Source organism: Burkholderia pyrrocinia (assembly GCF_003330765.1).
In the GTDB taxonomy this organism is placed as follows: domain Bacteria; phylum Pseudomonadota; class Gammaproteobacteria; order Burkholderiales; family Burkholderiaceae; genus Burkholderia; species Burkholderia pyrrocinia_B.
The window spans coordinates 3,040,259-3,059,469 of sequence record NZ_CP024903.1; the positions used below are offsets into that span (position 1 = coordinate 3,040,259).

Consider the following 19,211-nt stretch of genomic DNA (forward strand, 5'->3'; position numbering starts at 1 on the left):
CATGAACTACCACTTCGATTTCAGTTTCCTCGCGGGCAGCATCGGCGCGCTGCTCGACGGCCTGAAAGTCACCGTCGTGCTGGCCGTCGCCGCGAACGCGATGGGCCTCGTGCTCGGTTTCGTGCTGTGCCTGCTCGCGATGAGCCGCTGGGCGGCCGTGCGCTGGCCGGCCCGGCTCTTCATCGAATTCTTCCGCTGCACGCCGGCGCTGCTGCAGATCATCTGGTTTTTCTACTGCATCCCGATGATGGTCGACGTGTTCATCGACCCGATCACGATGGGCGTGCTCGCGCTCGGCCTGAACCTGACCGCATTCAACGCGGAGGCGTACCGCGCCGGCGTGCAGGCCGTGCCGAAGGAACATCTCGATGCCGCGGTGGCGCTCGGCCTGCGGCCGTGGCAACGCACGATCTTCGTCGTGCTGCCGCAGGCGCTGCGCAGCGCGATGCCCGTGCTGCTGACGAACGGCATCGGCAGCCTGCAGCAGAGCGCGCTGGTGGCGATCGTCGCGGTGGCCGACCTGATGTATGTCGCGAAAAGCCTCGCAACCGAGGCATACCGGCCGCTCGAAACGTATTCGGTGGTCGCGCTCGTGTATTTCGCGCTGTCGCTGCCGATCGCGAAACTCGTCCATGTCGTCGAGCGTCGCCAGGACGCCGCCGTCCAGCGCTGAGGAGCCCGTCGTGAATCTCGATTTTTCCGTCGTCTGGCCGTACTGGCTCGTGCTCGCGAAAGGCCTCGGGCTGACGCTCGCCTTCACCGCGACATGCGCGATCGTCGGCAGCCTGCTCGGTTTCGTGCTGAGCCTGCTGCGGATGTCGCCGTCGCGCTGGCTTCGCGGGCCGGTTGCCGCCTTCGTCGAATTCTTCCGCGGCACGCCGCTGCTGATCCAGCTGTTCTGGGTGTTCTTCTGCTTCCCGGTCGTGCTGCGGCTGCCGATCCCGCCGTACCTGTCGGTGCTGATCTCGCTGACGCTCTACATGGCCGCGATCACGAGCGAGACGTTTCGCGGCTCGCTGAAGTCGATCGCGGGAGAACAGCACGATGCGTGCATCGCGCTCAGCCTGTCGCCGCACGTGAAGATCGTCTACGTGATCTTTCCGCAGGCGCTGCTGCGCGCGATTCCGCCGCTGCTGTCGAACGTCGTGAGCCTGTTCAAGGAGAGCGCGCTCATTTCGTCGGTGGGGATCGCCGACCTGATGTTCGTCGGCCAGAACGTGTCGAACAGCACGGCACGGCCCGTGGAGTTCCTCACCACCGTGGCCGTCATCTATTTCCTCGTCGCCTTTCCGCTGACCCGCCTGGTCGGCGTAGTGGAGTCCAGGATGCTCAGGCGCTATGCCTACTAACTCTCGTCAAGCCGGAGAAATCTCATGCAACTGAAAGGCATTCTGCCCGCACTCGTTACGCCATTCGACGCATCGGGCGCAGTCGATCACGATACGCTCGCGTCGATCCTCGAATTTCAGCTCGCCGCGGGCGTCAGCGGCTTCGTGCCGCTCGGTTCGACGGGCGAGTATTACGCGCTCACGAACGACGAACGCCGCGCGGTGATGAAGACCGTGCGCGAAGTGGTCGGCAACCGCGGCGCCCTCGTCGCGGGCGCAAACGGCTCGTCGACGCGGGAAGTGATCGAGCAGGTCCGCCAGGCGCGCGATGCCGGCTACACGAACATCCTGATCGCGCCGCCGTACTACGCGCTGCCGTCGCAGGAAGAACTGATCGGGCACTACGACGCCATTCTCGCCGCCGTGACCGACGTGAACGTGATCCTGTACAACTATCCGGTACGCACGAACGTCGAGGTCGGCTTCGGCGTGCTCGACGCGTTCAAGGATCACCCGCGCGTGATCGGCATCAAGGAAAGCAGCGGCAACCTGCTGCGCGCGATCGAGATCGGCGGCAAGTACCGCGAGCACTATCAGCTGTCGTGCGGCTCGGACGACCAGGCGCTCGACTTCTTCCTGTGGGGCGCGACGAGCTGGATCTGCGGGCCCGCGAACTGCTTCGCGAAGCAGGTCGTGAGCTTCTACGACAAATTCTCGTCCGGCGACGTGGCAGGCGCGCAGAATGTGATGCGTTCGCTGTTCCCGGTGATGGCGAGCATGGAAGCCGGCAAGTTTATCCAGAAGGTCAAGTACGGCTGCGAACTGGCGGGCTTCAAGGTCGGCAATGCGCGCATGCCGCTGCAGCCGCTGACCGACCAGGAAAAGGCGGAATTCCGCACGATCTTCGAAGCGTCCCAGGCGTGATGCGCACACGTACCGGCGCCGCGCGGCGCCGGTACGCCGACCGAGGAAACCTGAACATGACGATGCACAGCTTCACCTGTATCGAAGGCCATACCGAAGGGATGCCGGTGCGCATGGTGATCGACGGCGCGCCGGCGCTGCAGGGCGCGACGATGAATGCGCGCCGCGAGGATTTCGTCGCGCATCACGACTGGGTTCGCCGCACGCTGATGCTGGAGCCGCGCGGCCACGCGCACATGTCGGGCACGATTTTCTACCCGCCCGTCAGCAACAACGCCGATTTCAGCCTGCTGTTCATCGAGACGTCGGGCTGCCTGCCGATGTGCGGCCATGCGACGATCGGCTCGATCGCGTTTGCGATCGAGGAGCGCCTCGTCGTGCCGAAGCAGCCGGGAACGGTCACCGTCGACGTGCCGGCCGGGCAGATCGTCGCGCGCTACGAGATGGACGGCGAACGCGTGACGTCGGTGCGTTTCACCAACGTGCCGAGCTTCCTGCTCGCACGCGACGTCGAGATCGCCATTCCGGCGCTCGGCACGCTTGCCGTCGATATCGCGTACGGCGGAAACTTCTATCCGATCGTCGAGGTTCAGCCGAACTTCCCCGGTTGCGAGCACTTCACGCCGGACGAACTGCTGGCGTGGGGCCGCGACGTGCAGCGCGCGGTGAACGACGCGATCGACATCGTGCATCCCGACCATCCGGCCATTCGCGGCGTCCGACACTGCATGTGGACGGGCAAGCCGCTCGCGGGCGACTCGCACGGCCGCGCCGTGGTGATCGCCGGCGACAGCCTGGTCGACCGTTCGCCGTGCGGCACCGGCAGCTCGGCACGCGTCGCGCAGCGCTTCGCGCGCGGCTGGCTGAAGGCCGGCGACGCGTATTGCCACGAGAGCCTGATCGGCAGCCGCTTCATCGGCCGCGTGGAATCGGTCACGCGCCTCCACAGCGGGCTCGACGCCGTGCGGCCGAGCATCGAAGGACGCGCGTGGGTCACCGGGCGCGCGCAGTATCGCGTCGATTCGTCCCAGCCCTATGCGCACGGGTTCAGCCTGCAGGAGTTCGTCAATTGAACGCGATTCCGCAACGACACGCGCCCGTGTCGCCCGGCGCGGCACGCGATGAAACGGCCGTCGTGATCGGCGGCGGGATCGTCGGCGTGTGCTGCGCGCTCTATCTGCAGCGCGACGGCCATGCCGTCACGCTGATCGATCCGGCCGCCCCCGGCGACAGCACCGCGAAATGGAGCTGCGGGCAGATGGCGGTCAGCGAGGTGATCCCGCTGTCGAAGCCGGGCATCCTGATGAAGGTGCCGCGCTGGCTGATGGACCAGAAGGGGCCGCTTGCGCTGCGACCCGGCGCGCTGCCCGGCATCCTGCCGTGGTTTTTCCGGTTCGTCGCGTCGGCCCGTCACGCGAAGATCGTGTCGATCGCGCAGGCCATGGCCACGCTGACGCACGACGTCTATCCCGACTATGCGCCGCTGCTCGATGCGTGCGGCGACCGCGCACTGCTGGGCCAGCAGCCGGTGCTCGAGGTATTCGACGATCCGGCCGGCATCACGAGCGAGCAGCCGCATCTCGACTTGCGGCAGTCGCTGGGGTTCGAGTCGCAACGGCTGACGGCCGCCGACATCGGCGATCTCGAACCGGCGCTGGCCGGCCGGTTCCGGCACGGACTGCTGTTTCCGGACTGGCGCGCGGTCAGCGATACCGAAGGTTTCATCGCGGCGCTGACGGCCAGCTTCGAAGCGCAAGGCGGGCGCCGCATCCGCGCGAACGCTACGCACATCGACGAGGCATCCGGGCGCGCGACGGGCGTGACGCTCGCCAGCGGCGAGCGGATCGCGGCCGATCATGTCGTCGTCGCGGCCGGCACCGGTTCGCGGCCATTCTTCAGCCAGCTCGGCGTGCGCGTGCCGCTAGAAGGCATCGCCGGCTACCAGGCGCTGCTCGCCGACCCGGGCGTCGAATTTCGCCACTCCGTGATCTACGCGGATGGTGGCTTCTGCTTCACCCCGATGACGCGCGGCCTGCAGATCGGCGGCACCATCGAGTTCGCGGGCCGCAATGCGCAGCCGAATTTCCGGCGCGCGGACATCATCCTGGAAAAAGCCCGGCGCATCCTGCCCGAGTTGCAGACCGCGCGCGTCGAGTACGGCGTCGGCTACCGGCCGTTCCTGCCCGACACCAAACCGGTGATCGACCGCTCGCGGCGCCTGCCCAACACGTACATGGCATTCGGCCACGGTCAGCTCGGCCTCACGCTCGGCGCGACGACCGGCCGCCTGATCGGCGACCTCGTCGCCGGCCGGCCGACGCGGCAGGACCTGTCGCCGTTCAGCGCCTATCGCTTCACCTGACCTTCGAGACCCTTCATGCAATCCTACGAACGACTTTTCATCGACGGCCGCTGGGTAGCGCCGGTTCGCGGACACACCTTCGACACGATCGACCCGAGCGACGAAACCGTGATCGCGAAAGTGGCCGCCGCCACCGCCGAAGACATCGACCTCGCCGTCAACGCGGCACGCCGCGCGTTCGACGCAGGCCCGTGGCCGCGCATGACCGGCGCTGCGCGCGCCGCCGTGCTGCGCGCGATCGCGCAAGGTATCCGCGAGCGCCTGCCCGAGCTGGCCGAGCTCGAAGTGCGCGACAACGGCAAGCCGCTGCCCGAAGCAATGTGGGATCTCGGCGATGCCGCCGGTTGCTTCGATTTCTATGCGGGGCTCGCCGAGCAGCTCGACGGCAACGCCGAAGCACCCGTACCGCTGGCCGACGAGCGCTTCAGTACGGTGGTCCGGAAAGAGCCGATCGGCGTGGCCGGCGCAATCATTCCGTGGAATTTTCCGCTGCTGATGGCCGCGTGGAAGGTCGCGCCCGCGCTCGCGGCCGGCTGCACGATGGTGCTCAAGCCGTCCGAGCTGACGCCGCTCACGGCGCTGGCGCTGGCCGGCATCGCCGAGTCGGCCGGGCTGCCGGCCGGCGTGCTGAACGTCGTGACGGGCCTCGGCGCGGACGCCGGCGCGCCGCTCACCGAGCATCCGGGCGTCGACAAGCTCGCATTCACCGGCAGCGTGCCGACCGGCAGCCGCATCATGCAGGCCGCCGCGCGCGACATCAAGAACGTGAGCCTCGAACTCGGCGGCAAGTCGCCGTTCATCGTATTCGGCGACAGCGACCTCGAAGCGGCCGTCGAATGGATTTTGTTCGGCATATTCTGGAACCAGGGTGAGGTGTGTTCCGCGACGTCGCGCGTGCTCGTCGAGCGCTCGCTGTACGCGCCGCTCGTCGAGCGGCTGGCGCAGGAAGCGCGCAAGATCACGATCGGCAACGGCCGCGACGACGGCGTGCTGCTCGGCCCGCTGGTCAGCCGCGGGCAGTACGACAAGGTCCGGGCGGCGGTCGCGCGCGGCCGCGAGGAAGGCGCGCGGCTCGTGACGGGCGGTGGCCGGCCCGCGCATCTCGACCGGGGCTACTTCATCGAGCCGGCCGTGTTCGCCGACGTGCCGGAAGACAGCTGGATCTGGCGCGAGGAGATCTTCGGGCCCGTCGTGTGCATCCGGCCGTTCGATACGGAAGACGAAGCAATCCGGTCGGCCAACGATTCGCGCTTCGGCCTCGCGGCGGCGGTCATGTCGGCCGACCTGCCGCGCTGCGAGCGCGTCGCACGCGCGATGCGCGCCGGCATCGTGTGGATCAACTGCTCGCAGCCGACGTTCACGGAAGCGCCGTGGGGCGGCTACAAGCAGAGCGGGATCGGGCGCGAACTCGGCGAGTGGGGCCTGAACAACTACCTCGAGATCAAGCAGATCACGCGCTACGACAGCGACAAGCCGTGGGGCTGGTACATCAAGTAAGGTGAAGCGATCATGCGCTGGAAGAAAACGCTGCAACTCGTCGACGTGCATTGCGAAGGCGAGATCGGCAAGGTCATCACCGGCGGCGTCCTCGACGTGCCGGGCACGACCATGCTCGACAAGATGAACTACCTCAACGAGACCGACGACAGCCTGCGGCGGCTCGTCGTGCTCGAACCGCGCGGCTGCCTGCAGATGTCGGTCAACCTGCTGCTGCCGCCGACGCGGCCCGACGCGCATGCCGGGTTCATCGTGCTGCAGGCCGACAAGGCGCATCCGATGTCGGGCAGCAACTGCATCTGCGTGGTGACGGCGCTGCTCGAACTCGGCATGGTGCCGATGCAGGAACCCGAGACCACGGTCGTGCTCGACACGCCGGCCGGGCTCGTCACGGCGCGGGCGACCTGCCGCGACGGCCGCTGCACCGCCGTATCGCTCGACATGGTCGCGTCATTCGTCGAGCAGCTCGACGTCGCCGTCGAAACGGACGCGTTCGGCACGATCAAGGCCGACATCGCGTTCGGCGGCGTCTACTACGCGCTCGTCGACGTCGACCAGATCGGGCTCGAGATCGCGCCGGGCAACGCGCGGCAGCTCGCGGCGCATGGCGTGCGGCTGAAGGAGATCATCAACCGGCAGGTTGCCGTCCAGCATCCGCTTTATCCGGAAATCAACGAAGTCGCGTACGTGATGTTCAGGAATCGGGTCGACGACACGGTCTACCAGACCTGCACGACGCTGCCGCCCGGCCGGGTCGACCGGTCGCCGTGCGGGACCGGCAGCTCGGCCAATCTCGCGACGCTCGCGGCGCGCGGGCGCGTGAAGGTCGGCGACCGCCTCACGTCGCGCTCGACGATCGGCGGCGAATTCGGCGTCGAACTGCTGGGCATGACCGAGGTGGGCGGCCGGCCGGCCGTGCTGCCGCGCGTCACCGGGCGCGCGTGGGTGTTCGGGTTCCAGCAGCTCGGCGTCGATCCCGACGATCCGCTGGCCGCCGGGTTCATGCTGAGCGATACCTGGGGCGACGGATTCGGGCCGTCGGGCACGTGAGGACGCGATGCTAAACTCCCGAGCGCGCCCGGCGACCCGGGCCGATTACAGGAAGGGTGGCGTAATGAGCAAAGAGGCCGTTGAAACCGAAGGTGGCGGCCGCCGGCACGGCGGGCGGTATGTGTATGAGGAATTGCGCAAGCAGATCCTGACGCTCAAGCTGAAACCCGGCGTGCAGCTCGACGAGATTTCGCTGGCCGCGCAGTTCGGGCTGTCGCGCTCGCCGGTGCGCGATGCGCTCGCGCGCCTGAGCAGCGAGGGGCTCGTCACGATCCTGCCGAACCGCACGACGCTCGTCACGCCGTTCGAGATCGAGGAATTCCCGAAGTACATCTCGGCGCTCGACCTGATCCAGCGCGCCGTCACGCGGCTCGCGGCCACGCAGCGCTCCGATGCGGATCTCGCGAAAATCCGCAAGGCCGACGACGTCTATATGGAAGCCGTCGCCAGCGGCGATTTCCAGGCGATGTCGGAGACCAACAAGGCGCTCCACATGGCGATCGCGCATGCCGCGAACAACCCGTATTTCGTCGGTTACTACGAACGGCTGCTCGGCGAAGGGCAACGCCTGCTCCACCTGCATTTCGACTTTACGGTCAGTTCGTCCACGGCGGGCAAGCTCGGCCGCGACCACGACGAACTGATCGACGCGATCGCGCGACGCGACGCCGAAGCCGCCGAACGGGCCGCGCACGAGCACACGATGCTGTTCCAGAAGCGGTTCCTCGACTACATGAAGCAGAACATGACGGAATCGATGGCGGTGCTGTAACGCATCGGCGCTACCGTCGATGTGGCGACGCAGGCGAGCGGCCTTGAAGGCAGGCCGCCGCGTGCAGTACGCTACGCGGCGCCCGCCTGCGTCACTGCGGCTCGCCCATCCCGCCCATCAGCGTCATCAGCCGTTCGCGCAGCCATTGGCTGCCCTGATCCTGATCGGCGCTGCGATGCCAGTAGCAGAAGTAATCGAGGCCCGGCATCTCGAACGGCAGTTCGAGGATGCGCGCCGGATAGCGCTGCAGCAGCCGCAGCGGCGCCGTCAGCGCGAGATCGCCGCGCATCGCGATCAGCGGCGCGACCATGTAGTGCTGCACGCGCATCTGGATGTTGCGGCGCAGCCCGAGGCGCGTCAGTTCCGCGTCGACGTGCCCACTGCCCTTGCGGCGGCTCGACACGTGGATGTGCCCCATCGACAGGTAGTCGTCCATGGTCAGCGTCTTGCCCCTGAACAGGTGATCGTCGCGGATCATGCACGCGTAGCGGTCGCGCACGAGCAGCGCCTGGTGCAGATGCGGATCGCCGATCAGCGGTGCGTCGATCGCGATGTCGACGGACCCGTTCGCGAGCGCGGTCGCGACTTCGCCGCGGTCCATGGTGTAGCTGCGCACGTGCATGCCGGGCGCTTCACGCTGCAGCAGTTCGCCGAGCGCGGGCAGCAGCAGCGCTTCGGTCAGGTCGCTCATGCTCAGCCGAAACACGCGCGTCGACGACGCCGGATCGAACACGTCGCCTTCGTGCGCGCTCGAATCGAGCAGTTGCAACGCCTCGCGCACGCGGCCGACGATGTTCTCCGCCATCGGCGTCGGCATCATCCCGGCCGGCGTGCTCACGAACAGCGGGTCGTTCAGCGACTTGCGCAGCCGCGCGAGCGCGTTGCTGACGGCGGGCTGCGTGAGGTTCAGCACCTCGGCCGCCCGCGTCAGGTTGCGCTTGGTGTAGATCGCGTCGAATACGACGAACAGGTTCAGGTCAAGCTTCGATAGGCGCATCGCCGGATCTCCTTGCCGGCATCTTACGGCGTGCGCCGTCCGTTCGTCCACGCCGGGCCCCGGCGCCGTATTCGCCATACCCGACGCGTTGCGTATCCGCTGCGCAGCGCTCAGCCGCGCAGCGGCGGCGTCAGGTAGGCGGCCGTCGAACCCGGTTCGCCGTCCTTGATCTCCATCCGGGCGATCGCCTGCAGGTGCACCTCGTCCGGGCCATCGGCGAAGCGCAGCGCGCGGCCCCAGGTCCACAGATCGGCGAGCGGCGTATCGGGGCTCAACCCCGCCGCGCCGAACACCTGCATCGCGCGGTCGCAGACGTCCGTATAGACGGTCGGCACGAGCGCCTTGATCATCGAGATTTCCTTGCGCGCGGCCTTCGCGCCGACCTTGTCGATCATCCACGCAGCCTTCAGCACGAGCAGGCGCGCCTGGTCGATCTCGATGCGCGAGCGCGCGATCCATTCGCCGATCGTGCCGTGCCGGTTCAGCGGCTTGCCGAACGCCTCGCGCGACTGCGCGCGGTCGACCATCAGCTCCAGCGCAAGCTCGGCCGCGCCGATCGAACGCATGCAGTGATGGATCCGGCCCGGCCCGAGGCGTGCCTGCGCGAGCGCGAAACCGCTACCCTCTTCGCCGAGCAGGTTGCGCGCCGGCACGCGCACATTGTCGAACGTGATCTCGCAGTGCCCTTCCGGCGCGAAGTGATTGACCACCGTGATGTTGCGCACGATCGTCACGCCCGGCGTGTCGCGCGGCACGAGGATCATGCTCTGCTGCTGGTGCGATGCTGCATCGGGATCGGTCTTGCCCATCACAATGAAGATCTTGCAGTTCGGATGCGCGGCGTTCGTGATGAACCACTTGCGGCCGTTGATCACGTAGTCGTCGCCCGCGCGCTCGATGCGCGTCGTGATGTTCGTCGCGTCCGACGACGCCACGTCGGGCTCCGTCATCGCGAACGCCGAGCGGATCTCGCCGCGCAGCAGCGGCAGCAGCCACTGTTCGCGCTGCTCCGGCGTCGCGAACATGTGCAGCAGTTCCATGTTGCCGGTGTCCGGCGCGTTGCAGTTGAACACTTCCGATGCCCAAGCCACGCGCCCCATGATCTCGGCGAGCGGCGCGTATTCGAGGTTCGTCAGGCCCGTGCCGGGCTCGTCGGCCTTCAGGTGCGGCAGGAACAGGTTCCACAGCCCTTCCGCCTTCGCGCGCGCTTTCAGCTCTTCCATGAACGATACGGGATACTGGCCCGCATGCACTTCCTCGTTCCACTGGCGGATGCGCGGCACGATGTGCGCGTCCATGAACGCGCGCACGCGGTCGCGCAGTTCTTCCACTTTCGGGGTGTAGCCAAAGTCCATGATCGACTCCTCGAGATTCCGTTTTGCGTTCGGTCAGAAGGCCGAGACACCGCCGTCGACGGCGACGGCCTGCCCGGTCAGATAAGTGTTTTCCTTCGCGCACAGCGTCAGCATCGTCGCGACGATTTCCTCGGGCCGGCCGAGCCGCTTCATCGGCGAGCCCTGCGCGAGAAAGTCCTGGCGGCCGCCGATATCGCTGTCGGTGACCATCGGCGTCGTGCTGTAGAACGGGCACACCGCGTTCACGCGAATCCCGTGGCGCGCGTATTCGAGCGCCGCCGTCTTCGTGAGCCCGACCACCGCATGCTTCGACGCCGCGTACGCGGCCAGCTTCGGCGCGCCGCCGAGCCCGGCCATCGACGCGACGTTCAGGATCACGCCTTCGCGCTGCGCGAGCATCTGGCGGATCTGGTGCTTCATGCCGAAGAACACGCCCTTCGCGTTCACCGCGAAGCTCAAGTCGAGATCGGCTTCGTCGGTGTCGATCAGCGCCTTCATCGGCGGTGCGATGCCCGCGTTGTTGATGCCGACGTCGAGCCGCCCGAAGCGCGCGGCGGCCGCGTGCACCAGCGACGCGACCTCCGCTTCGACACGCACGTCGCAGCGCTGCGCGATCACGTCGGCGCCGGCCGCGCGCAGCGGCGCGGCCACCCGTTCGAGCGCTTCGCCGTTCAGGTCGCCGAGCGCGAGCCGCGCGCCCATCGCGGCCAGCTCGCTCGCGAGCAAAGCGCCGAAGCCGCTTGCGGCGCCGGTGATCATCACGGCCTGCCCGGCGTAGCTGTCGATTTTCATCGCGCGCTCAGATCGTCAGGCCGCCGTCGACGACGATGCATTCGCCGTTCGTGTAGCTCGCCGCATCCGACACGAGATACAGCACGGTGCCGGCCATTTCGCGCGGCTCCGCATGGCGGCGCAGCGGGATCTTCGCCTTCCAGGTCTCGTAGATATCCTTGTCGGCGAACAGCGCGCCCGCGAACTTCGTTTTCGTCAGGCCCGGCAGCAGCGCGTTCACGCGGATGCCGAGCGGCCCGCATTCCTTCGCGAACGCCTTCGTCATGTTGACGACCGCGGCCTTCGTGATCGAGTAGATGCCCTGCCGGTCGCCCGGCTGCAGCGCGTTCACCGACGCCGTGTTGACGATCGCGCCGCCGCCGTGTTCCTTCATCAGCTTGCCGGCCTCGACCGACATGAAGAAGTAGCCGCGGATGTTCACGTCGACCGTCTTGTCGTACGCGGCGAGGTCGGTATCGAGGATGTGCCCGAAATACGGGTTCGCGGCCGCGTTGTTCACGAGGATGTCGAGCCGCCCGTGCTTGCCGCGGATGTGCTCGAACGTCGCGGCGATGTCCTCCAGCCGGCCGACGTGGCAGGCCAGCGCCTCGGCGCGGCCGCCTGCCGCGACGATCGCGTCGGCCACCGCCTGGCAGTCGTCGAGCTTGCGGCTCGACACGATCACGTGCGCGCCCTGCTCCGCGAGCAGTTTCGCGATTTCCTCGCCGATGCCGCGGCTCGCGCCCGTTACCAGTGCGATCTTGCCCGTCAGGTCGAACAGATTCGTTGCCATGTTGTCGTGCTCCTCCATGTTGTGGGTTGTCGTGCCGGCGCCCGGCGTTCTCAGCGATGCGCGTCGATCACGCCGACGGCCAGTTCGGCCAGCCGGCCGGTCATTTCGCCGACGCGCAACGCTTGCTCGCTCGACGCATTGCCCTGCAGCGCGCGCGCCTTCACGCCCTGCGCGATCGCCGCGAGCCGGAAGAAACTGAATGCGAGGTAGAAGTGCCAGTCGCGAATCGGCTCGATGCCGCGCAGTTCGCAATAGCGCGCGACGATCGCCGCTTCGTCCGGAACGCCGAGTTCGGCGCGATCCTGGCCCGCGAGCCCGCGCACCTGCCCGCCGGACGGCAGCCGCAGGCACATGCAGAAATACGCGAGATCGGCGAGCGGGTTGCCGAGCGTCGACAGTTCCCAGTCGAGCACGGCCTGCACGCGATAGCCGTCGCGCGCGAACATCAGGTTGTCGATCCGGAAATCGCCGTGCACGAGCGCCGGCCGGCCCGTGTCGTCGGGGCACGCTTTCGGCAGCCAGTCGATCAGCGTCTCCATCGCGTCGAGGCGCTCCGTTTCGGCCGCGCGATACTGCTTCGTCCACACGCCGATCTGGCGCTCGAAGTAGTTGCCGGGGCGGCCGTAGTCGGCCAGGCCCACCGCGTCGACGTCGACGTCGTGCAGCGCGGCCATCGTCTGCAGCAGCGCGTCGTAGCACGCCGCGCGATCGGCCTTCGGCAGTTCCGGCAGGGCCGGGTCCCAGAAGATCCGGCCGTCCTCGAAGCTCATCACGTAGAACAGGCTGCCGATCACGTCGCGGTCAACGCAGAGGTGATACGGGCGCGCGACCGGCACCGCGGTGCCCGACAGCGCAGTCAGCACGCGGAATTCGCGGTCGACCGCGTGCGCGGATTTCAGCAGTTCGCCCGGCGGCTGGCGGCGCAGCACGTAGCGGCCGCTGCGCGCATGCAACAGGAAAGTCGGATTCGACTGGCCGCCGGCAAACTTCTCCGTGTCGACCGGGCCTTCGAAGCCCGGCACGTGCGCTTCCAGATAGCGCGTGAGGCGGGCTGCGTCGAGTTGCTGGGAAGGATTCGTCATCGTCGCGATCGTTCGTAGGGTCAGCCGTAGGTGCGCCACGCGTGCCGTTCCGGATCCTCGAGATGCGGGATGCCGTTGAACGACGCCAAATGAAACGCTTCGGCGTTGAAGAAAAACTGCGAAAGGCTGCTGTTGCGGATCTGCAGATTCAGCGCGATCGCGCTCGACGGCGGCGCGGCGAGCACCTGCTGCACGGTGACCGAGATCGGGCCACCGGAGCTCACCGCGAGCACGCGCTGGCCGCCGCCGTGGCGGATCGCGGCGCGCGCGTCGGCGACGCGCTGCTGGAAATGCGCCCAGGTTTCGGGGGCCGCATCGCCGAGCTTGTCCTCGGACCATAGTTGCAGCACCTGCCGGAGCGCGCGGAAGTGTTCCTTCATCGATCCGGCCGCGAGCCGCGCGATCTCCGGATAGTCGCTGGCCGCCGCCGCGAACAGCCCGTGGAAGTCGTATTCATTCAGGCCCGGATGGCGATCGACCGACACGCCTTCGCGGCCCATCCCGCGCAGGATCGCGTCGACCGTCTGCGCGTGACGGTTCAGCGTGCCGCAGATCACGCGGTCGAACGTCATGCCCTGCCGCGCGAAGTATTCGCCGAGCCAGACGCCCTGCTGCTCGCCGGACGCGGAAAGCCGGTCGTAGTCGTCCGTGCCGAACGACGCCTGCCCGTGCCGTACCAGAAAGAGTTCAGCCATCGCATGCCCGCCAGATCAGAAGGATTCAGCATAGGGGGCGTCCATGCATTTTTGAAATTTATTTTTTGAATCGGACGGTATTCATTTCATGAATCCACACCGACTCCGGGCAGGTCTTTTTCCTGCCGCCCACCCGGCGGCACAGGAATTGCGACATCAGGCGCCGTCTTGTCGACCACGTTCCAGGAGGATGCGATGCTCGGTACGATCCTAATCGTCATACTGATTTTGCTGCTCATCGGAGCATTTCCTGCATGGCCGCACAGCCGAAGCTGGGGCTACTGGCCGTCGGGTTCAGTCGGATTGATTGTCATCATCGTTGTCGTGCTGGTGCTGCTGGGTCAAATTTGAACGCGGGCCGAACGGCGCGTGCCCGTCGCCTGGGCACGCGCTTTCCAAACACTGCATCGTGGCCGCTTTACACAAGAGCGCCAGACAGGGAAACCCGGCAACTGCACGGGCACGGAGACAGGCCCGCAGGCGGCCTGCCGCTACCGCCCGCGCTTACTCCTGCGTCCACCCGTTCCGATAAAGCTGCCCGGCCAGCACGCCGAGGCGCGACGTGAGGATCATGTTCTCGCCGTCCTCGATCAGCGCCGAGCGCACGTCGCGGAACAACTTCTCGATCGGGAATTCGCGCGTGGTGCCGTTGCCGCCGAACAGCTGGAACGCTTCGTTCACGATCTTCATCGCTTCGTCGGTCACGCTCACCTTGGCCTGTGCGGTCGCGTACGGATGGCTCTGCGGCGACATCCGCGAGAACGCGAGGCTGCGGCGCGCGATCGCGCGCGCCATCTCCAGCCGGCGCAGCATCTCGCCGATGCGCAGGTGCGTCATCTGGTGCTCGATCAGCAGCGCGCCGCCCTGCCTGCGCTCGTGGCAATACGCGAGCGCCAGTTCGAACGCCGCGCGCGCCGCGCCGACGAACACCTGGCACATGTGCGTGCCCGCGTACGACCACGTCGACGCGAGGTTGCCGAGATACTCGTCCTTCAGCGCGACCGCGAATCGCTTCGGCACCTTCACGTTGTCGAAATAGATCTCGCCCTGCGGCAGCGAGCGCTGGCCGATCTTGTCGAGCGGCTTGCCGCGCGACACGCCCGGCAGGTCGAGCGGCAGGATCATCGCGATGCCGTTCGTGAACGCGCTGCGCTCGCCTTCGCCATAGAAGCCGTCGCCGTAGTCCGCCGCCATGTACGCGAGCGCGACCTGCGCGACCGCTCCGTTCGACACCCAGGCCGAACTCTGCCCGTTGATGACGATCTCGTCCGCGCCGACCTTCGCGGTCAGGTTCCCCACCGGTTGCTTGCCGTGCGCGCTGAGTTCCTCCCGATACAGGATCGCCGCATCGGAACCACGATCCGGCTGCGTGTTCATCCAGCAGCCGACCTTGCCCGCGCACATCTCGATCAGTTCCTGATTGCCGAGCGTCTGCGCCATCATCAGCGGCATCGTCGCCGCGCCGATCGACACGGCGAGGCCCGAATCGCCCCAGCCGAGCTCCTCGCCGATCAGCGACTCGATGCGCACCGCGACGTCCGGCGGAAACTGCGCGATCAGTTGCGGATCGAGCCCGAGCTTCGCGCTTTCGACGATCGCGGCCCAGTACGGCGAGCCGGGCGCGATCACCTCCTCCGGCGTCATCCGGTCGAGCTCGCGGCCGATCGGCCGCAGCACGTCGCGCGCGAAACGGTGAACCGTATGCTGGATCGCGCCTTCCTCTTCGCTCAGCGGCGTCTCGAAGCCGGTCATGCCGGCCAGCGGCAGCGCCGCGGTCTTGTTCAGACGAATCATCTCCGTTCTCCTCCTGGACTGGAACCATGCCGACCGGACAGCGGATGCGCCCGGCCAGCCCCACATCTAGTAATACATACCAAACATAGGTCATCATGACAAACACAGGAAGCAAAAAAAAGACAGGGTATTCCCCTGTCTCTTGTCGCGTTGCCGCGTTGCCGCGTTGCCGCGGTGCGGCCCGGGCCGCTATTTGCCGGCGGGCGCCAGCAGCGTGCCGTACGCGAGCGCGCGGGAGGTCGCGGTGAAATACGCATCGAGCGCCTGCGTGTGTCGCCCGGTGCCGTACTGCATCGCGAAGCCGTCTGCCAGCGCGATGAGCATGGTCGCCGCATGCCGGCTTTCGGCCGCGCTGAACGCAGGATTGACGGCCCGCAGCAGCTGCGCCAGATCGCGCGTGAGCGTCGCATACCATTCGTCGTAAAGCTTGAAGCACTCGGGATCGGTCGCCGCGAACGACAGGAAGTGCCGGAACAGTGCGTTGTACTTGGCATCCTTCGCATCGCTGATCGAGCGCTCGATGATCTCCTCGAACACGTCGCGCGGCGACGCGTCGCTGCCGATCGCGCGCTTCATGTCGTCCAGATACGTGTCGATGACCGGCTCGATCACAGCCCGCAACACGGCGATCCGGGTCGGGAAGTAGTACTGCAGATTGCTGACGCTGATTCCGGCGGCGGCGGCAACCGCGCGCTGAGAAAATTCCAGCGGGCCGCCTTCCAGCAACAGCTTCTTCGCGACGCGAATGATTGTGTTGCGCGTGCGCAGGCCTTGCGCCCGCAAACCGTCGGGGTTGCTGGCTGCGGCGGTTGCAGTCGACGTGCGCCGCTTTTTGCCGCTGCGCTGTTCGTTGGGCACTGTCATCGTATTCGTCGTGAAGGTGGTGTATCGACTTCGTCGAAATGACGCCCCGCGTTCCACGGGGCGCAAACGACTATACCCGATGCGGGCCCCGTTTTCCATCGAGCCCCCTCGCCCGACGGACCGGGCGAGCGAAGAGGCCTTCGTCGCGACGACCGCGTGCGCCGCTACCGCCGTCGCGCCTTCCGGTTCACCCGTTCGTCGAGCAGGTTCGCCGCACCCAGCAGCGCGTTGACCGCGCACCATCGCACCGGCTCGGGTGGCATCGCGGGCGTCTGGTGCGTCAGCGCGTCGAGCAGCGGCGATGTGCCGTCGCGAATCCGCTCGGCGAGCACGCGCCCGATCAGCGACTGCGTGCCGACGCCGTGCCCCGAACAGCCGGCCGTGTAGAACACGTTCGCGTGCGCGCCGGTCGCGCCGACCACCGGCAATGCGTCGCCGGCCATCGAAACGTAACCGCTCCAGCATGCGCGCACCGGCAGATTGCCCAGTTGCGGAAAGCGTTCGTGCAGCGACTTCAGGAGCGCGCGATACGCCGCGTCGTCCGGCACGTTCGGCGTCTGCGACCCGTACACGTAGTGCAGCCGCTTCGTCGTCAGCAGCAGCGTGTTGCGCGCGGTGAGACGATGGCTTTCCATCGTCAGGTGCGACGTCATGATGCCTTCGCGATTCGGCCAGCCGAGCGCCGCCAGTTGCGCATCGGACAGCGGCTCCGTCTCCAGCGCCGACACGCGCACCGGGATCACCTTGTCGCCGAGCAGCCCGAGTTGCGGCGTGTATGCGTTCGTGGCAAGCACCAGGACCGGCGCGCTCGCGCTGCCGCGCGCGGTGCGCACGCGCACCGTCGCGCCTGCTTCGAAATCGAGCAGCCCGGTGTGCTCGTAGAGCTTCACGCCGGCGGCCAGCGCCGCGCGCCGCAGCCCCGTTACGTACTTGCCCGGATCGAGCGTGCCGCCGCCCGGCAGGTACGCGCCGAACAGGAACGCGGGCGGGATGCCGCGTTCGCGCATCGCCGCGCCATCGAGAAACTGCGCCGGCGAGCCGAGCGCGATGCCCGTCTCCATGCTCTCGCGCAAGCGCTTCTCCTGTGACGGATGCACGCCCGCGCGAATGATGCCCGACGCGCGGTAATCGCAGTCGATCCGGTATTCGACGAGCTTGCGCTCGACGTATGCGACGCCTTCGTCGTAGAAGCCGACGATCCGCTTCGCCTGCTCGTGCCCCACGCGCTTGACGAACAGTTCGTACTCGAGCGCCTGGCCGCCCCCGAGATAGCCGGCATTGCGTCCGCTCGCGCCGAAGCCCGCGAACTCGCGTTCGAGCACGACGACGCGGGCGCCGCGCGCGGTCAGCTCCAGCGCCGTGGACAACCCGGCGAAGCCGGCGCCGACGACGATCGCGTCGGCCTGGATGTCGTCTTCGAGCGGCGGCTGCAAGTCATGTGGCGACTCGATCCACCCGCCCACCGGGCGGTAGGTCCGCAGCGCGGCGTCGGCCCGGATGGCCTCGCCCCAACGGGCAAGCGGCCCGCCCGCGTCCGTGCCCGCCGTCTGCATCGACGCCGCCACGCCGACACCGCCCGCGCCATCGACACCGTGCCGCGCCGCCACGCCCGCCTGTCCGACCGGTATCACGCCCTGTGCGTCACTCATGTCCGCCTCCGTCAGTCCCTGCTCAAGATATGGATCGCCAGCGCGGCTTCCTCGACGCCCTGCAAGCCGCCGCCGTTCTCCTGGATCGCATGGCGCGCGCCCTGCACCTGACGCGCACCCGCCTCGCCGCGCAATTGCGTGACCAGCTCGTACAGTTGCCCGATGCCGGTCGCGCCGAGCGGATGGCCCTTCGATTCGAGGCCGCCCGACGTGTTGATCGGGATGCGCCCGCCGAGCGTGAAGTCGCCGCGCTCGGCAGCGGGGCCGCCCTCGCCGAACGGCACGAAGCCGAGGTTCTCGGCCTGGATGATCTCGCCCATCGCCGATGCGTCGTGCACCTCGGCCACGTGCATGTCTTCGGGGCCGAGCGACGCCTGTTCATACGCGTGCAGCGCCGCGAGCCGGCCGATATGCTTGTGCGGCTCGTCGATGCGCCGGCGCGTGAAGCTGCGGATCACACTCGCCGCGACCCGGATGCAGCGGCTGCGATCGGCGCCGATGCGCGCCAGCCCTTCCTCGGTGCAGAGGATCGCGGCCGCCGCGCCGTCCGACAGTGGCGCGCACATCGGCAGCGTGATCGGATACGTGATCGGCGGCGCCGCCAGCACTTCGTCGACCGTGAACGGCTGCCGGAACTGCGAATACGGGTTATGCACCGAATGCCCGTGATTCTTCGACGACACGGCCGCGATCTGCCGCTGCGTCGTGCCGTAGGTCCGCATGTGATACCGGCACAGAGCCGCATAGATCTTCATGAAACGGCTGTACGGCCGGTCGGACTCGGAGCCGGGCGGCGGCTCGATCCCTTCGCCGAGCTTCTCGAGCATCGCGAAGTTCTCGTCGACGCGGGACACGTCCCACCCCGCTTCGAACAGCGCGAACGCGCGGGCCTTGTCCGCGACGTTCATCTTCTCCGCGCCGAGCGCGAGCGCGACGTCGCACGCGCCCGACTGCAGATGCCGCACGGCCAGGTGCACCGCGGTGCTGCCGGACGCGCACGCATTCTCGACGTTGAACACCGGCACGCCTTCGATCCCGATCTTGCTGAACACCACCTGCCCGGGAATCGACAGCTGCCCCTGCAGCGCGCCGTTGGTGATGCCCGAGTAAAACGCCGCGCGGATCGCGTCGGCGTGACAGCCGGCGTCCCGCAACGCGCGCTGCAACGCCTCGCGCGCCAGATCGTCGATGCTGCGATCGGGATGCCGGCCAAACACGGTCATCGCAATGCCGGCGATGTAGATATCATCGTTCATCGTTTGCAATCCCTATCAATCT

19 protein-coding genes are annotated in these 19,211 nt (G+C 67.5%); 9 read left to right on the forward strand and 10 right to left on the reverse strand.

Going from position 1 to position 19,211, the window contains the following annotated elements:
* The first annotated feature begins 1 nt into the window (after nt 1).
* The 8 genes from CUJ89_RS31485 to CUJ89_RS31520 all read left to right on the forward strand — a co-directional run bounded on the left by CUJ89_RS31485 (nt 2) and on the right by CUJ89_RS31520 (nt 7,933).
* Entirely contained in the window at nt 2-673 is a 672-nt protein-coding gene (locus CUJ89_RS31485; RefSeq protein WP_114181138.1) for an amino acid ABC transporter permease, read from the forward strand.
* Between the two features lie 10 nt (nt 674-683).
* The gene (locus tag CUJ89_RS31490; protein ID WP_114181669.1) at nt 684-1,349 is read left to right on the forward strand and encodes an amino acid ABC transporter permease; all 666 of its coding nucleotides are present in this window, start codon (nt 684-686) and stop codon (nt 1,347-1,349) included.
* Nucleotides 1,350-1,373: 24 nt separating this feature from the next.
* Nucleotides 1,374-2,252, forward strand: a complete 879-nt coding sequence (locus tag CUJ89_RS31495) for a dihydrodipicolinate synthase family protein (RefSeq protein WP_114181139.1) — start codon at nt 1,374-1,376, stop codon at nt 2,250-2,252.
* A gap of 56 nt (nt 2,253-2,308) precedes the next feature.
* Complete coding sequence (locus CUJ89_RS31500; protein WP_114181670.1) at nt 2,309-3,325, forward strand: 4-hydroxyproline epimerase; 1,017 nt, start codon at nt 2,309-2,311, stop codon at nt 3,323-3,325.
* Nucleotides 3,322-4,614, forward strand: a complete 1,293-nt coding sequence (locus CUJ89_RS31505) for an NAD(P)/FAD-dependent oxidoreductase (RefSeq protein ID WP_201752351.1) — start codon at nt 3,322-3,324, stop codon at nt 4,612-4,614. The genes CUJ89_RS31500 and CUJ89_RS31505 overlap by 4 nt, the downstream gene beginning before the upstream one ends.
* Before the next feature lie 15 nt (nt 4,615-4,629).
* A complete protein-coding gene (locus CUJ89_RS31510; protein WP_114181140.1) occupies nt 4,630-6,111 on the forward strand; it encodes an aldehyde dehydrogenase family protein in 1,482 nt (493 codons plus the stop codon).
* A 12-nt stretch (nt 6,112-6,123) separates the two neighbouring features.
* Nucleotides 6,124-7,161 carry a proline racemase family protein gene (locus CUJ89_RS31515; protein WP_114181141.1) on the forward strand — a complete coding sequence of 346 codons (1,038 nt, stop codon included), beginning with the start codon at nt 6,124-6,126 and terminating at the stop codon, nt 7,159-7,161.
* Nucleotides 7,162-7,225: 64 nt separating this feature from the next.
* Nucleotides 7,226-7,933: a GntR family transcriptional regulator gene (locus CUJ89_RS31520; RefSeq protein ID WP_201752352.1), complete on the forward strand. Its 708-nt coding sequence runs from the start codon at nt 7,226-7,228 to the stop codon at nt 7,931-7,933.
* A 91-nt stretch (nt 7,934-8,024) separates the two neighbouring features.
* Here CUJ89_RS31520 and CUJ89_RS31525 read toward each other — a convergent pair whose 3' ends face one another.
* The 6 genes from CUJ89_RS31525 to CUJ89_RS31550 all read right to left on the reverse strand — a co-directional run bounded on the left by CUJ89_RS31525 (nt 8,025) and on the right by CUJ89_RS31550 (nt 13,626).
* Complete coding sequence (locus tag CUJ89_RS31525; protein WP_114181142.1) at nt 8,025-8,930, reverse strand: LysR family transcriptional regulator; 906 nt, start codon at nt 8,928-8,930, stop codon at nt 8,025-8,027.
* Between the two features lie 110 nt (nt 8,931-9,040).
* Complete coding sequence (locus CUJ89_RS31530; RefSeq protein WP_114181143.1) at nt 9,041-10,285, reverse strand: acyl-CoA dehydrogenase family protein; 1,245 nt, start codon at nt 10,283-10,285, stop codon at nt 9,041-9,043.
* 33 nt (nt 10,286-10,318) lie between these two features.
* Nucleotides 10,319-11,077 (reverse strand): SDR family NAD(P)-dependent oxidoreductase, encoded by a 759-nt coding sequence (locus CUJ89_RS31535; protein ID WP_114181144.1) that lies wholly within the window; start codon nt 11,075-11,077, stop codon nt 10,319-10,321.
* Nucleotides 11,078-11,084: 7 nt separating this feature from the next.
* On the reverse strand, nt 11,085-11,849 hold the full coding sequence (locus CUJ89_RS31540) for an SDR family oxidoreductase (protein WP_114181673.1): 765 nt from the start codon (nt 11,847-11,849) through the stop codon (nt 11,085-11,087).
* 50 nt (nt 11,850-11,899) lie between these two features.
* Complete coding sequence (locus CUJ89_RS31545) at nt 11,900-12,931, reverse strand: phosphotransferase (RefSeq protein ID WP_114181145.1); 1,032 nt, start codon at nt 12,929-12,931, stop codon at nt 11,900-11,902.
* 20 nt (nt 12,932-12,951) lie between these two features.
* The gene (locus CUJ89_RS31550) at nt 12,952-13,626 is read right to left on the reverse strand and encodes a histidine phosphatase family protein (RefSeq protein ID WP_114181146.1); all 675 of its coding nucleotides are present in this window, start codon (nt 13,624-13,626) and stop codon (nt 12,952-12,954) included.
* 195 nt (nt 13,627-13,821) lie between these two features.
* Here CUJ89_RS31550 and CUJ89_RS31555 point away from each other — a divergent pair, with 195 nt between their 5' ends.
* Nucleotides 13,822-13,977, forward strand: coding sequence for a DUF3309 family protein (locus CUJ89_RS31555; RefSeq protein ID WP_114181674.1), 156 nt, complete (start codon nt 13,822-13,824; stop codon nt 13,975-13,977).
* Nucleotides 13,978-14,130: 153 nt separating this feature from the next.
* Here CUJ89_RS31555 and CUJ89_RS31560 read toward each other — a convergent pair whose 3' ends face one another.
* From CUJ89_RS31560 to CUJ89_RS31575, 4 genes are all read right to left on the reverse strand, one after another.
* Complete coding sequence (locus CUJ89_RS31560; RefSeq protein WP_114181147.1) at nt 14,131-15,420, reverse strand: acyl-CoA dehydrogenase family protein; 1,290 nt, start codon at nt 15,418-15,420, stop codon at nt 14,131-14,133.
* A gap of 189 nt (nt 15,421-15,609) precedes the next feature.
* Nucleotides 15,610-16,284 (reverse strand): TetR/AcrR family transcriptional regulator, encoded by a 675-nt coding sequence (locus tag CUJ89_RS31565; protein WP_201752421.1) that lies wholly within the window; start codon nt 16,282-16,284, stop codon nt 15,610-15,612.
* Between the two features lie 164 nt (nt 16,285-16,448).
* Entirely contained in the window at nt 16,449-17,933 is a 1,485-nt protein-coding gene (locus tag CUJ89_RS31570) for an NAD(P)/FAD-dependent oxidoreductase (RefSeq protein ID WP_114181149.1), read from the reverse strand.
* Nucleotides 17,934-17,944: 11 nt separating this feature from the next.
* A complete protein-coding gene (locus CUJ89_RS31575) occupies nt 17,945-19,189 on the reverse strand; it encodes a thiolase family protein (RefSeq protein WP_114181150.1) in 1,245 nt (414 codons plus the stop codon).
* Nucleotides 19,190-19,211 lie beyond the last annotated feature (22 nt).

Bases quoted from the DNA above. Each gene is read 5' to 3' on its own strand.
- CUJ89_RS31545 (WP_114181145.1), bottom strand. From the start codon at position 12,931: ATGACGAATCCTTCCCAGCAACTCGACGCAGCCCGCCTCACGCGCTAT.
- CUJ89_RS31520 (WP_201752352.1), top strand. From the start codon at position 7,226: ATGAGCAAAGAGGCCGTTGAAACCGAAGGTGGCGGCCGCCGGCACGGC.
- CUJ89_RS31530 (WP_114181143.1), bottom strand. From the start codon at position 10,285: ATGGACTTTGGCTACACCCCGAAAGTGGAAGAACTGCGCGACCGCGTG.
- CUJ89_RS31550 (WP_114181146.1), bottom strand. From the start codon at position 13,626: ATGGCTGAACTCTTTCTGGTACGGCACGGGCAGGCGTCGTTCGGCACG.
- CUJ89_RS31510 (WP_114181140.1), top strand. From the start codon at position 4,630: ATGCAATCCTACGAACGACTTTTCATCGACGGCCGCTGGGTAGCGCCG.
- CUJ89_RS31500 (WP_114181670.1), top strand. From the start codon at position 2,309: ATGACGATGCACAGCTTCACCTGTATCGAAGGCCATACCGAAGGGATG.
- CUJ89_RS31560 (WP_114181147.1), bottom strand. From the start codon at position 15,420: ATGATTCGTCTGAACAAGACCGCGGCGCTGCCGCTGGCCGGCATGACC.
- CUJ89_RS31495 (WP_114181139.1), top strand. From the start codon at position 1,374: ATGCAACTGAAAGGCATTCTGCCCGCACTCGTTACGCCATTCGACGCA.
- CUJ89_RS31515 (WP_114181141.1), top strand. From the start codon at position 6,124: ATGCGCTGGAAGAAAACGCTGCAACTCGTCGACGTGCATTGCGAAGGC.
- CUJ89_RS31555 (WP_114181674.1), top strand. From the start codon at position 13,822: ATGCTCGGTACGATCCTAATCGTCATACTGATTTTGCTGCTCATCGGA.
- CUJ89_RS31575 (WP_114181150.1), bottom strand. From the start codon at position 19,189: ATGAACGATGATATCTACATCGCCGGCATTGCGATGACCGTGTTTGGC.
- CUJ89_RS31525 (WP_114181142.1), bottom strand. From the start codon at position 8,930: ATGCGCCTATCGAAGCTTGACCTGAACCTGTTCGTCGTATTCGACGCG.
- CUJ89_RS31540 (WP_114181673.1), bottom strand. From the start codon at position 11,849: ATGGCAACGAATCTGTTCGACCTGACGGGCAAGATCGCACTGGTAACG.
- CUJ89_RS31570 (WP_114181149.1), bottom strand. From the start codon at position 17,933: ATGAGTGACGCACAGGGCGTGATACCGGTCGGACAGGCGGGCGTGGCG.
- CUJ89_RS31535 (WP_114181144.1), bottom strand. From the start codon at position 11,077: ATGAAAATCGACAGCTACGCCGGGCAGGCCGTGATGATCACCGGCGCC.
- CUJ89_RS31485 (WP_114181138.1), top strand. From the start codon at position 2: ATGAACTACCACTTCGATTTCAGTTTCCTCGCGGGCAGCATCGGCGCG.
- CUJ89_RS31565 (WP_201752421.1), bottom strand. From the start codon at position 16,284: ATGACAGTGCCCAACGAACAGCGCAGCGGCAAAAAGCGGCGCACGTCG.